Source organism: Mycobacterium sp. ITM-2016-00316 (assembly GCF_002968335.2).
Taxonomy (GTDB): domain Bacteria; phylum Actinomycetota; class Actinomycetes; order Mycobacteriales; family Mycobacteriaceae; genus Mycobacterium.
Map to the genome: position 1 here is coordinate 4,555,270 of NZ_CP134398.1, position 11,562 is coordinate 4,566,831.

Consider the following 11,562-nt stretch of genomic DNA (forward strand, 5'->3'; position numbering starts at 1 on the left):
TCCTTCTCGGGTTCGGATCTCGGACGTTACGGGCCGGGTGCGGCGGGCACGGGCAACGGCCGCGGTGGCAGCGGTGTCGGCTGCACACCTGGCGCGGTGACCACGAAGGGTTCCGAACCGGGCGTCGGCCCCGGGTCGCGCGGAGCTCCCGGTGGCGGCGCCGGCGGCAGGCCGGGCCACAGCGGGGTGCCGTCAGGCGCGTACAGCGGGGCACCATAGGCCGGTGCGCCCGGGTACGGGATGGGCCCGATTGCCGGGCCACCGAAGGTGTTCCGGATGCTCGGCGGCTCCGGGACGGCCCGGGTGACGGGCAGCCAGTTGCCATAGGCCGGGAAGGCGATGCCCGGGTTGGGTCGCCAGTCCACACCGGTGCCGAAGCCGGTGTTGGTGATCAGCTGACGCACCGGCCAGTTGTCATCGACGCTGGGAAGCGAACCGCAGCCCGGCTTTCCGCCCGGGCCCCCCTTGGCGCCGACGATCGGGAGGTGCCGCGGGTACGCATACGGGTCATCGCCGAGCATCAGGCTGGTGTCCAGGATGAACGACTTGCCGTTACCGCCGGTGGCCTCGTAACCACCGTGGTCCAGCAGGTACTTCGCGCCGGTGAGCAGGCAGGTGTAGGACGGGCTGTACTTGAGCAGCAGGTCGGTGGTGGGCTGCAGGGTGTTGACGGCCTTGATCAAGTTGGCGTTGTTCGGCGCCAGCAGTTCGATTCCGGTGTTCGACAGGCCGGTCGTCGCCAGCAGCAGCGCATCGAGTTGCCGGGAATTCGCGGTCACGGTGGTCGCGGTGGTGGCGGCGGCGTCCAGGGTGGCCAGGATGCCTTGGGCGGCATCGCTGTAGGCGTCGCTGAAGCCCTTGAGCGCCTGCCAGTCCTCGCGGATGGTGTCGGCGCGCGGGTTCAGGGCCAGCAGAACCTGATTGGCGTCGGTGGTGGCCTGCCCGATGACCTCGCCGCGGCCGCGGACGCCCTCGGCGAGCGCGGACAGCGTGGCGTTCAACTTGGCCGTGTCGACCTGTTCGAGCACACCCACGAGGTTCTCGAAGACCGTGTTGACCTCGGTGGTGACGTTGAGCGATTCGAGCACCTGCCCGGATTCCAGCCGCTCGGCGCTCGGGCTGTCCGGGTAGACGAGGTCGACGAACTTGGCGCCGAAGATCGTGGTGGCCCGGATACGGGCCTCGACATTGGCCGGGATGAAACGGATCTGGTCGGGGTCGATGTCCAGACGCAGCTTGACCGGGGAGGCGGCCTCCGAGTCGCCACCGTGGATCGCGACGACCCTGCCGACCTGGACGCCACGCATCTTCACCTTGGCGTTGGTCTCCATGACCAGACCGGAGCGGTCCGCGGTCAGGGTCACCGGGACGGTGCTGCGCAACGAGCCGGTGAACAGGGAGTAGGACAACCAGACCGCGGCGATCACGAACACCACCAGCAGCAGTGTCCACCACCCCGGCGCTATGCCCTTGCTCTTGAACGTGTCCATGTCAGCCGGCCAGATTGAAGTTGCCCGATTGCCCATACACGGCAAGGGAAATCATCACCACGACGAATGCCGAGATGACCAACGAGGTGCGCACCGCACGGCCGACCGCCTCGCCGACGCCCGCGGGGCCGCCGCTGGCGGTGAAACCGTAAAAGGTGTGCACCAGCATGATGACGATCGCCATCGCGATGGACTGGACAAACGACCAGATCAGATCGATCGGGTTGAGGAACGTGTCGAAGTAGTGGTCGTAAACACCGCTGGACTGCCCGTAGATCACCGTGGTGCCGATCTTCGCCGCGTAGAACGACATCAGCACGCCCACGCAGTACAGCGGGATGACCACGATGACACCGGCGATGACACGACTCGACGCCAGGTAGGCGATGCTGCGGATACCGATGACCTCGAGGGCGTCGATCTCCTCGTTGATGCGCATGGCGCCGAGTTGGGCGGTGGCGCCGGCGCCGATGGTCGCCGAGAGCGCGATCGCGGTGGTGGCCGGCGCGATGAGACGCACGTTGAAGAACGCCGACGCGAACCCCGTCAGGGCTTCGACGCCGATCTCGGAGAACTGGTTGTAGCCCTGCACCGCGACCAGCGCACCGGTGCTGACGGTCAGGAATCCGACGATCGCGACCGTGCCGCCGATGATGGCCAAAGCACCGGTTCCCAGGCCCATCTGGGCGATCAGCCGGACCAGTTCCTTGGGATACCGGACGAACACGTCACCGATGGAGAGCAGGGTGCGGCCGAAGAACTGGGTCTGCACGCCGACCTGATTCCAGCTGTTGGCGACGCTGCCGACACCCCGCCTCAGACGGTACCCCATCACGCTGGTCACATCGTCGCCCTGACGCCGACGGCGGTCGCGACCACGTTGATGGCGAACAGCGCCATGAAGGTGAACACGACGGTCTCGTTCACCGCGTTGCCCACACCCGCCGGTCCGCCACCCACCGAGATCCCCTTGTAACAGGCGATAAGGCCGGCGGTCAGCCCGAACAGTGCGGCCTTGACCAGCGCGATCATCACATCGGAGGGCCCGGTGATCAGCGTCAGGCCCGCGACGAACGCACCGGGCGAGACGTGCTGGACGTACACGCAGAAGAAGTAGGCGCCGGTGAGTCCGACCAGCACCACGGTGGCCGACAGCGCCAGCGACACGGTCGTGGCGGCAAGCACCCGTGGAATGACCAATGCCTGAATCGGATTGACGCCCATCACCCGCAAGGCGTCGAGTTCCTCACGAATCGTCCTGGCGCCCAGGTCGGCGCACATCGCGGTGGCGCCGGCTCCGGCGATCACCAAAACCGTGACGATCGGCCCGATCTGGGTGACGGTGCCCAGCGCGGCGCCGGTGCCCGAGAAATCCGCGGCACCGAACTCGGTGAGCAGGATGTTGAAGGTGAAGGTCAGCAGCACGGTGTACGGGATGGTCAGCATCAGCGTCGGCAGCAAGGAAACCCGCGCCACGAACCAGGACTGCAGGATGTATTCGCGCCAGGCGAACGGGGGCCGGAACATCAACAGGAAGACGTCCAGCGTCATCGAGAAGAACCCGCCGAAGGCGCGCACCGGCCGGGTGACGACACTGGGGATGGCGTCTTGCACGGACATCAGCGGGCCGGTCCCGCCCTGTGCCACATCCGCTTACCCATGTAGTCCCTTCCCAGGTGCCCGCGCTCCGAACACGATATGACCACAGGCGCGCTATGGATGCGGAAGAACGTACATAACGATTCTCACAGCGACAACACTGACCACCTGGTTGGGAGAGGCAAGTTACCGTGCAGTAGCCTGCGTCACGATTTGCCGGCGACCCCGAGCGCACGCAGCGTGAATCCCTCCACGCGGGCCCGTGACAACGGGATCTGCGCCGGATCGAAGATCCTTGCCGAGGTCAGCTCGCGGCTCACCAGGGCTGCGATCGCGATGGCATCCGATTCCGGCTCCGCCCACGGGAACGCCCCCTCCGCGTGACCGGTACGCAGGATGGTTGCCAGCGAGCCTTCTCGGCGGGCGCGAGACCGCTCGCGCGCCTCCCGGTACCCCTTGGCCGAACGCATCTCGTCGCAGTCCAGCACGGCCAGATAACGGTGCAGATCGGTGTCACTGGCCAAGGTGAACATCTGGTCCAGCCACGTCCGCAGCTGATCCACCGGATCGGGGGACTCGGCGCAGGCGATCTCGTCGAGCAGCACGGCCAGCCGTTCGGTCACCTGTTCCAGCATTGCGAGGAACAGCTCGTCCTTGGACTGGAAGTGCCGGTAGAAGGCACGGCTGGATACCTCCGCCCGCGCCAGGATGGCCGAGACGTGCACCGGGCCCTCATGCGGTTCGGACAGGCAGTCGAAGGTCGCCTCCACGATGCGGTCGCGCTCCTCGGCGCTGGATCCCACTGATGGCACTGACTGCACGGCATCCAAGTCTAGTGACCCGTAGACCACCGACCCGACACCAGTTTGGGAAGGCCGGTCAGTAACCTGAGCCGCAGGCAGGCGAGAGGATGTCCGTGAGCATGGCCAACAGCACGCCCCAGACCGTCACATTCCGCGGTGTCGACGACCTCTCGTTGGTGGCCGACGAATGGAACCGGGACACCGTGACGGCGGCATCGGGCCCGACCGTGCTGATGTTGCACGGCGGCGGGCAGAACCGGCACTCCTGGAAGAACACCGGCCAGATTCTTGCCGATCGCGGAATGCACGTCGTGGCGCTGGACAGTCGCGGTCACGGTGACAGCGACCGCTCCCCGACCGCCAGCTATGACGTCGAGACGCTCAGCTCCGACATCTTGCAGGTGCTCTATCAGATCGGCAGGCCCGTGGCGCTCGTCGGCGCCAGCATGGGTGGGCTGACCGGCATCCAGGCCGCCCACGAGGCGGGCCCGGACCTGGTGACCAAGCTGATCCTCGTCGATGTGGTGCCGCGTTTCGAGAAGGACGGCAGCGCCCGGATCCGCGATTTCATGTTCAACCACATCCACGGCTTCGATTCGCTCGATCAGGCCGCCGAGGCCATCGCGGCGTATCTGCCGCACCGCCCCCGGCCCCGCAGCACCGAGGGCCTGAAGAAGAACCTGCGGCTGCGTGACGGCCGGTGGTACTGGCATTGGGACCCGGCGTTTCTCACCAAACCCGGCGATGACCCCTTCGCCCGGGTGGACAAGCTGGAGGCGGCCGCGACCAACCTGTCGGTGCCGATCCTGCTGATCCGCGGCAAGCTCTCCGACGTGGTGTCCGAGGAGGGCGTTCGCGACTTCCTGCAGAAGGTCCCCGCGGCCGAATTCGTCGAACTGTCCGAGGCGGGCCATACCGCCGCCGGTGACGACAACGATGCCTTCACCGAGGTCGTCGTGAGGTTCGTCGGCGTGTGAGAGACGTGGCGGGTTTCAATTTCCTCGAGCAGCCGGCCCTCCCGGCGGCCCAGGTCACCGAACAACAGGCGGCCGAGCTGCTCGCCGACCGGTACGGCTCCCGCGGGGCGGTCACATCCCTTGGTAGTCAGCAGGACTGCAACTTCCTGGTGTCCGAGGACGGCGCCCCGGTGGCGGTGCTCAAGATCGCGAATCCGGCCTTCACCGAGACCGAACTGGCCGCGCAGGACGCCGCGGCCGAGGTGATCGCCCGGACCCACCCCGACCTGCGGGTCGCCACGCCGTTGCCGCCCGTTGACGGCGAGCCGGCACAGGGTGTCCGACTCTTGCCCTTCCTGGCCGGCGGAACCCTCACCGAGCGTGGCTATCTGAGCCCGGAGACCGTCGCCGCCATGGGAGATCTGGCCGCCCGGGTGAGCCGGGCCCTCGACGGCTTCAGCCACCCCGGCCTAGACCGGGTACTGCAATGGGACCTGCGCTACGGCAAGGACGTCGTCGACCGACTGATCGCGCACGCGCCGCGGCAACGCGACGAGATCCAGACCGCGGCCCGAGAGGCGTGGTTGCGGATCGCGCCGCACGCCGATGACCTACCCCGCCAGGCGGTGCATCTGGATCTGACCGACGCGAACGTGGTGGCCGGGCCCGCGGGCCTGCCGGACGGCATCATCGACTTCGGCGACCTGTCCCACACCTGGGCAATCTCCGAACTGGCCATCACACTGTCCTCGGTACTCGGCCACCCCGGTAACGATCCGACCTCGATCCTGCCCGGCGTCAAGGCCTTTCATGCGGTGCGCCCGCTGGATCCGGTGGAGGCACAGGTGCTGTGGCCGCTGCTGGTGTTGCGTACCGCGGTGCTCATCGTCAGCGGTGCCCAACAGGGCGAACTCGATCCGGACAATGCCTACGTCACCGAACAATCCGAGGATGAGTGGCGGATGTTCGCCCAAGCCACCTCGGTGCCGATGGAGGTGGTGTCGGCGCTGATCACTGCCGAACTCGGCTTGGCACCGGCCGCACCCGAGGTAGAGATCGAGAACCGGCTCATCTCCGATCTGGACCCGGAAGCCGTCGTCACACTTGACCTTTCGGATACGTTGGACAGCGACGACGACCTGGCCGCCGCGGCAGTGTGTGACGGTGCCGGTCTGGTGCTCACTCGGTTCGGCCGTCCGCGGCTGAACCGAGCACCCCTGCTCTCCCAGCACAGCCCGGACGTTGTCGAGACCGGTATCGGGTTGTGGCCGGCCGCGACGACTCGGGTGCTGGCCCCGTGGGACGGGGAGGTGGTGGACCGTTCCGATGACCGGATCACGTTGCGTGGGCTGGACTTCGAGCTGACGCTGCGCGGGGTCGAATCCAGTACCGCACCCGGCCATGTGCGCGCCGGCGAGCACCTCGGTGTGGTCGCACAGGGCCGCTGGACCCGACTGGCGGTCCGCCCGTGCGGTGCCCCGGCGGCACCGGAGTTCACCTCGGCCGAGCTGGCACCCGGCTGGTTGGCGTTATCCCGGGACCCGCGAACGGTGCTGGGCCTCGATCCGCTCCCCGACACCCCGCAGCGGGATCTGCTGGAGCGCCGCGATGACAGCTTCGCCAAGGTGCAGGAGCGCTACTACCGCCATCCCCCGCAGATCGAACGCGGGCACCGGCATTACCTGATGTCGACGGCCGGTCGCGTCTACCTCGACATGGTCAACAACGTGACCGTGCTCGGCCACGCCCATCCCCGGATCGCCGATGCGGCATCGACGCAGCTGCTCCGGCTCAACACCAACTCACGGTTCAACTATTCGGCGGTCGTGGAGTTCAGCGAACGGATCGCCGCGACGCTGCCGGACCCGCTGGACACCGCCTTCCTGGTCAATTCCGGTTCGGAGGCAAGCGATCTCGCGATCCGGCTGGCCACCGCGGTGTCCGGGCGCCGCGACGTCATCGCCGTGCGCGAGGCCTATCACGGGTGGACCTACGCCACCGATGCGGTGTCCACGTCGACGGCGGACAACCCGAACGCTCTGGCCACCCGCCCGGACTGGGTGCACACCGTGGAATCGCCGAACAGCTTCCGCGGCAAGTACCGCGGTGAGCAGGCCCATCGTTACGCCCGCGACGCCGTCGCCCAGATCGAGGCGATGACCGCCGCAGGCCGCCCGCCGGCGGCCTTCATCTGTGAGCCGGTGTACGGCAACGCCGGTGGCATGGCGCTGCCGGACGGTTACCTGCAGCAGGTGTACGCCGCGGTGCGGGCGGCCGGTGGGGTGGCCATCGCCGACGAGGTGCAGGTCGGCTACGGCCGCCTCGGGCACTGGTTCTGGGGTTTCCCGCAGCAGCAGGTGGTGCCCGATATCGTGTCGGTCGCCAAGGCCACCGGCAACGGCTATCCGCTGGGTGCGGTGATCACCACCCGCGCGATCGCCGAGGCGTTCCGCTCGCAGGGCTACTTCTTCTCCTCCACCGGCGGCAGCCCGCTGTCCTGCGCGATCGGGCTGACCGTGCTCGACGTGCTACGTGACGAGGGGCTGCAGGACAACGCGCTCCGCGTCGGCGAGCACCTGAAAGCCCGGCTGATGGCGTTGGGCGACAAGCACCCGCTCGTGGGCACCGTGCACGGGATGGGGCTCTATCTCGGTGTGGAGATGATCCGCGATGCGACAACCCTGGAACCCGCCACCGCGGAGACGATGGCGATCTGTGAGCGCATGCTGGAACTCGGCGTGATCATCCAGCCGACCGGCGATCACCAGAACATCCTGAAGACCAAGCCCCCGTTGTGCATTGACCTCGCGGGCGCGGACTTCTACGTCGACACCCTGGACCGGGTGCTCACCGAGGGCTGGTAGACCCGTTCGCCTCATCCAACCGCTGGTGCAGTCGGGCCCGGATGTCCTCGGGTGTGTACGCCTTTCGGATGCGCTGATCCCGCGCGACCAGCGCTCCACCGGCCACCACCCCGGCGACACCAGCGAGCCCGACCCACTTCCAGATGCCCTTCATACCCAGATTCTGCCTAAGCTGCGGTCGTGAACGCGAATACGGTGCCCCTGTCCCGGGCGCTCGAGGAGACCCGGACCGGCGATATCTGGCTGTTCCGCGGCGGCTCCGGCCCCGATCGGGCCATTCAGGCGCTGACCAACGCGCCGGTCAACCATGTCGGTATGACCGTGGCGATCGATGACCTGCCTCCCCTGATCTGGCACGCCGAACTCGGCCAGAAGTTGCTGGACCTGTGGACCGGCACCCATCACCGCGGTGTCCAGCTCAACGATGCCCGCGAGGTGGTGGAACGCTGGGTGCACGAATACGGGCAGAAGGCCTGGCTGCGCCAGCTCACCCCGCCGGCCAACCGCGCGCAGGAAGATCTGATGCTCAAGGTGGTGGCCCGGATGAACGGCACCGCCTTCCCGTCGACGGCCCGGCTGACCGGACGCTGGCTGCGCGGACGGTTGCCGATCGTCAGCGATTTCACCCGCGGGCTGCCGGTCATCCACCGCAAGGTCCGCGAATCGGCCGAACGGGACAAGCAACGCCGGCGGTCCCAAGGCCTGGAGACCGCGTACTGCGCGGAGACGGTGGCCATCACCTATGAGGAGATGGGGCTGCTGAGCACCGAGAAGCGGGAGAACTACTTCGATCCGGGCAAGTTCTGGAGCGGCGACAGCCTGTCGCTGGCGCCGGGATACTCGCTGACCGACGAGATCGCGGTCATCGTCGACCCGAAGGCGGGCTGATCACAGGCCGGACCCCACGGCCGGCCCGAGTGTGGGCGCCATGAACACAAAGCGCGCCGATTCCGTGCACAACCCCCACAGTCGACAGATGGTCGGGGGCATGCACCGCCCGAGGATGGGTATCCGTACCCATGGCCATTTCAGTGGCGCATCCAGGCGCGCAGGAGTTCATACCGCCGGTCCACGACCTCGGCGCGCTCGCCGACGCCGCGCGCGCTTGCCGTGGCTGCGATCTTTACCGCGATGCCGATCAGACGGTGTTCGGCGCCGGCCCTCCCTCGGCGCGACTGCTACTGGTGGGCGAGCAGCCCGGTGACCAGGAGGACCGCGCCGGCGAACCGTTCGTCGGGCCGGCCGGGCGCCTGTTGAACAAGGCGCTGCTCGAGGCCGGGATAGACCGCGAGCAGGTGTACGTCACCAACGCGGTCAAACATTTCAAGTTCGCCCGCGCGGCCGGGAACAAGCGCCGGATTCACAAGACGCCCAGCCGCACCGAAGTCGTCGCCTGTCGACCCTGGTTGTTCGCCGAGCTCGATGTCATCGATCCGGAAGTCGTGGTCGCACTTGGCGCCACCGCCGCGAAAGCACTGTTGGGTAATGACTTTCGACTGACGGCCCACCGGCGCGAGGTGTTGCGCCCGCCGGCGGACGGGTTCGGCGCCGCTTTCGCCATCGTGGCCACCCCGCATCCGTCCTCGGTGCTGCGCGGGCCGTCCGAGCGCCGTGACGCCGCATTCGCCGGACTGGTCGACGACCTGCAGACCGCATGCGGGCTGCTCGGACAACGTCGCTGATGGCCGTGCGAATCGGCACGTCGGGATGGTCCTACGATCACTGGGACGGGGTGCTCTACCCGCCGGCGCTGCCGAAGTCCCGCCGGTTGGAGGTCTACACCGCGGAGTTCGACACCGTAGAGCTCAATGCGAGCTTCTACCGCTGGCCCAAGCCGGCGACGTTCGCACAGTGGTCCCAGAAATTGCCCGGCGGTTTCACCATGTCGGTGAAGGCATCGCGCGGACTGACGCACGCCCGCCGGCTGGGTTCCCCCGAGCAGTGGATCGACCGGATGGCCGCCGGCTGGGCCGAACTCGGTGACAGACGGGCCGCCCTGCTGGTGCAGCTGCATCCAGCGCAGCAACGTGACGACGAACGGCTGGACCACTTCCTGAACGCGATGCCGGCGGGAATCCCGGTGGCGATGGAGCTACGCCATCCGTCCTGGGACGACCCGGCGGTATACGACCTTCTGAGCAGATACGGCGCCGCCTACGTGGTGATGAGCGGGCCAGGTCTGCCGTGCGTGATGGCAACCACCGCCGATCTGGTCTACCTGCGACTGCACGGACCCGGAGACGATGCGATGTACGCGGGTTCCTACGGTACCGAGGAGCTGCGCCGGTGGGCCGACCATATTCGCGAATGGGACGCTCAGGGCCGGGATGCGCTGGTGTACTTCAACAACGACCTCGGCGGGCACGCGGTCCGCAACGCGAGAGAGTTGCGGGCGATGCTCTGTTGACCGGCGGCTCAACGGTCGTGGCGCGACGGGGCGTACGGTGCTGTACATGCCGTTGCGCTACGTCGATCCCCACAGGCCCCGCGGCGACAAATACCACGCCAGTGTGCGCTTCGGGCGTTCGCGGTTAGGCCAGTTCGTCGCCCGGCACATCGCCCGCCGCACCGACCCGTATCTGTTCCGGTTGACCGGTGGCCGGATCAATATGGGGCCGATCATCAATGCGCCGCTCGTGTCGACCGGGGCGAAGTCCGGGCAGCGGCGCCAGGTGCAGCTCACCTATTTCCACGACGGGCAGGACGTCATCCTGATCGCCTCGAACTTCGGCGGCGCCAAGCATCCCCAGTGGTACCACAACCTGAAGGCCAACCCGGAATGCGAGTTCGGTATGGAACCCTTCACGGCGTCCGAGGTGACCGATCCCGACGATTACGAGCGCTTGTTCGGCCTCGCCGAACAGGTCTACGCCGGGTATGACGACTACCGCGACAAGACGGCCCCGGCCGGCCGGCAGATCCCGATCTTCCGGCTGACGCCGCGCTGAAGGCCGCGGCTACGACAGCTGCCGGATGACCTGTTCCAGCGGTGCCGAGGACGTCCCGATATCGCCGAGGAACGGGTGCGACAGTTCCATGACCAGGAACAGGTTCACCGCCACCAACACACCCAGGATCGCCACCATGGCGTAGTGCGTGGAGGGCTTCTGGACGTCGTAGATGATGGCGCACAACAACATGAGGGCACTGGTCAGCCAGATGACCGCCCATAGCGACCACGGTGGTCCGACATCGGTGCCCGCTTGCAGAACCCGCTGCGTACGGGCCTGACTGAGGTTGTCGAGATTGCTGAAAGAGGTTGCCAGCAATGTCTTTTGGGCGTCGGTCCGCGCTTGGACCTGCTCAAAGGCCGCACTGAGCCGCGTCAACGCCGCGTCCGCATCGGCGGAGGAACTGCCGGTGGCGTTCTCGCGCCACTCGACCAGCGCGGCCTGGTGGTATTCGAGCAGGGCCTTGCGGATGTTGTCGCGATCGGGCTGGTCGAAAACCATGGAGTTTCTGGCCAGTTGCACTCCTGCGGATCCTTCGGTGCGCGCCCGGCCGTCCGCATCGCCGATCTGTCCCCACATGGCGGAAACCACGAAGCCGAGAAAGAACGCGAACACGAAACCCACCACCCCGAACGCGAACTTGATGACGTCGTTGTGCTCGTCACCCTTGAGGCTGGGGAACCTGCGGCGCACGAATGCCTGGACGAGTACCGCACCGCCCGTGACGAACGCGATGATTCCGAGCAACAGCGCCCACGAAGGAAGGTTGCTCACCAGCCATTGACTGATCATTCGGCTCTCCTGCGACCCGCCGGGCAAGTCGGGCGGGCGCGGTCACCCGCTCGCGCTAGACACTGCTAGCTGGCGGGCGACTCGAGTCTAGGTCGTGTGCCGATCGC

12 protein-coding genes are annotated in these 11,562 nt (G+C 67.2%); 6 read left to right on the forward strand and 6 right to left on the reverse strand.

The window, feature by feature from the left end; genetic code table 11:
* Positions 1-26 precede the first annotated feature (26 nt).
* The 4 genes from C6A86_RS21830 to C6A86_RS21845 form a co-directional block, all read right to left on the reverse strand.
* A complete protein-coding gene (locus tag C6A86_RS21830; RefSeq protein WP_105361802.1) occupies positions 27-1,490 on the reverse strand; it encodes an MCE family protein in 1,464 nt (487 codons plus the stop codon).
* Position 1,491: 1 nt separating this feature from the next.
* Entirely contained in the window at positions 1,492-2,322 is an 831-nt protein-coding gene (locus C6A86_RS21835) for an ABC transporter permease (RefSeq protein WP_105361804.1), read from the reverse strand.
* Between the two features lie 8 nt (positions 2,323-2,330).
* The gene (locus C6A86_RS21840) at positions 2,331-3,110 is read right to left on the reverse strand and encodes an ABC transporter permease (protein ID WP_105361805.1); all 780 of its coding nucleotides are present in this window, start codon (positions 3,108-3,110) and stop codon (positions 2,331-2,333) included.
* A gap of 185 nt (positions 3,111-3,295) precedes the next feature.
* On the reverse strand, positions 3,296-3,910 hold the full coding sequence (locus C6A86_RS21845) for a TetR/AcrR family transcriptional regulator (protein WP_311100859.1): 615 nt from the start codon (positions 3,908-3,910) through the stop codon (positions 3,296-3,298).
* Positions 3,911-4,011: 101 nt separating this feature from the next.
* Here C6A86_RS21845 and C6A86_RS21850 point away from each other — a divergent pair, with 101 nt between their 5' ends.
* Positions 4,012-4,869: an alpha/beta fold hydrolase gene (locus C6A86_RS21850; RefSeq protein ID WP_396835377.1), complete on the forward strand. Its 858-nt coding sequence runs from the start codon at positions 4,012-4,014 to the stop codon at positions 4,867-4,869.
* Positions 4,866-7,712, forward strand: a complete 2,847-nt coding sequence (locus C6A86_RS21855; RefSeq protein ID WP_311100860.1) for an aminotransferase — start codon at positions 4,866-4,868, stop codon at positions 7,710-7,712. The genes C6A86_RS21850 and C6A86_RS21855 overlap by 4 nt, the downstream gene beginning before the upstream one ends.
* Here C6A86_RS21855 and C6A86_RS21860 read toward each other — a convergent pair.
* Positions 7,696-7,866, reverse strand: a complete 171-nt coding sequence (locus C6A86_RS21860) for a hypothetical protein (protein WP_105361790.1) — start codon at positions 7,864-7,866, stop codon at positions 7,696-7,698. The genes C6A86_RS21855 and C6A86_RS21860 overlap by 17 nt on opposite strands.
* A gap of 26 nt (positions 7,867-7,892) precedes the next feature.
* Between C6A86_RS21860 and C6A86_RS21865 the strand changes: the two genes are divergently transcribed.
* The 4 genes from C6A86_RS21865 (at position 7,893) to C6A86_RS21880 (ending at position 10,660) form a co-directional block, all read left to right on the forward strand.
* Positions 7,893-8,600: a guanylate cyclase gene (locus C6A86_RS21865; protein WP_105361789.1), complete on the forward strand. Its 708-nt coding sequence runs from the start codon at positions 7,893-7,895 to the stop codon at positions 8,598-8,600.
* A 131-nt stretch (positions 8,601-8,731) separates the two neighbouring features.
* Positions 8,732-9,394, forward strand: coding sequence for a UdgX family uracil-DNA binding protein (locus C6A86_RS21870; RefSeq protein ID WP_105361788.1), 663 nt, complete (start codon positions 8,732-8,734; stop codon positions 9,392-9,394).
* Positions 9,394-10,119: a DUF72 domain-containing protein gene (locus C6A86_RS21875; protein ID WP_105361787.1), complete on the forward strand. Its 726-nt coding sequence runs from the start codon at positions 9,394-9,396 to the stop codon at positions 10,117-10,119. The genes C6A86_RS21870 and C6A86_RS21875 overlap by 1 nt, the downstream gene beginning before the upstream one ends.
* A 46-nt stretch (positions 10,120-10,165) precedes the next feature.
* Positions 10,166-10,660 (forward strand): nitroreductase/quinone reductase family protein, encoded by a 495-nt coding sequence (locus C6A86_RS21880; protein WP_105361792.1) that lies wholly within the window; start codon positions 10,166-10,168, stop codon positions 10,658-10,660.
* A 9-nt stretch (positions 10,661-10,669) separates the two neighbouring features.
* On the opposite strand, the gene C6A86_RS21885 is transcribed toward C6A86_RS21880, so the two are convergent.
* The gene (locus C6A86_RS21885; RefSeq protein WP_105361786.1) at positions 10,670-11,455 is read right to left on the reverse strand and encodes a DUF4239 domain-containing protein; all 786 of its coding nucleotides are present in this window, start codon (positions 11,453-11,455) and stop codon (positions 10,670-10,672) included.
* Between the last annotated feature and the right edge of the window lie 107 nt (positions 11,456-11,562).

What these genes read in the sequence shown, in the direction of transcription:
- C6A86_RS21840 (WP_105361805.1), bottom strand. Translation starts at nt 3,110, where the DNA reads ATGTCCGTGCAAGACGCCATCCCCAGTGTCGTCACCCGGCCGGTGCGC.
- C6A86_RS21850 (WP_396835377.1), top strand. Translation starts at nt 4,012, where the DNA reads ATGGCCAACAGCACGCCCCAGACCGTCACATTCCGCGGTGTCGACGAC.
- C6A86_RS21885 (WP_105361786.1), bottom strand. Translation starts at nt 11,455, where the DNA reads ATGATCAGTCAATGGCTGGTGAGCAACCTTCCTTCGTGGGCGCTGTTG.
- C6A86_RS21870 (WP_105361788.1), top strand. Translation starts at nt 8,732, where the DNA reads ATGGCCATTTCAGTGGCGCATCCAGGCGCGCAGGAGTTCATACCGCCG.
- C6A86_RS21860 (WP_105361790.1), bottom strand. Translation starts at nt 7,866, where the DNA reads ATGAAGGGCATCTGGAAGTGGGTCGGGCTCGCTGGTGTCGCCGGGGTG.
- C6A86_RS21830 (WP_105361802.1), bottom strand. Translation starts at nt 1,490, where the DNA reads ATGGACACGTTCAAGAGCAAGGGCATAGCGCCGGGGTGGTGGACACTG.
- C6A86_RS21880 (WP_105361792.1), top strand. Translation starts at nt 10,166, where the DNA reads ATGCCGTTGCGCTACGTCGATCCCCACAGGCCCCGCGGCGACAAATAC.
- C6A86_RS21835 (WP_105361804.1), bottom strand. Translation starts at nt 2,322, where the DNA reads ATGGGGTACCGTCTGAGGCGGGGTGTCGGCAGCGTCGCCAACAGCTGG.
- C6A86_RS21875 (WP_105361787.1), top strand. Translation starts at nt 9,394, where the DNA reads ATGGCCGTGCGAATCGGCACGTCGGGATGGTCCTACGATCACTGGGAC.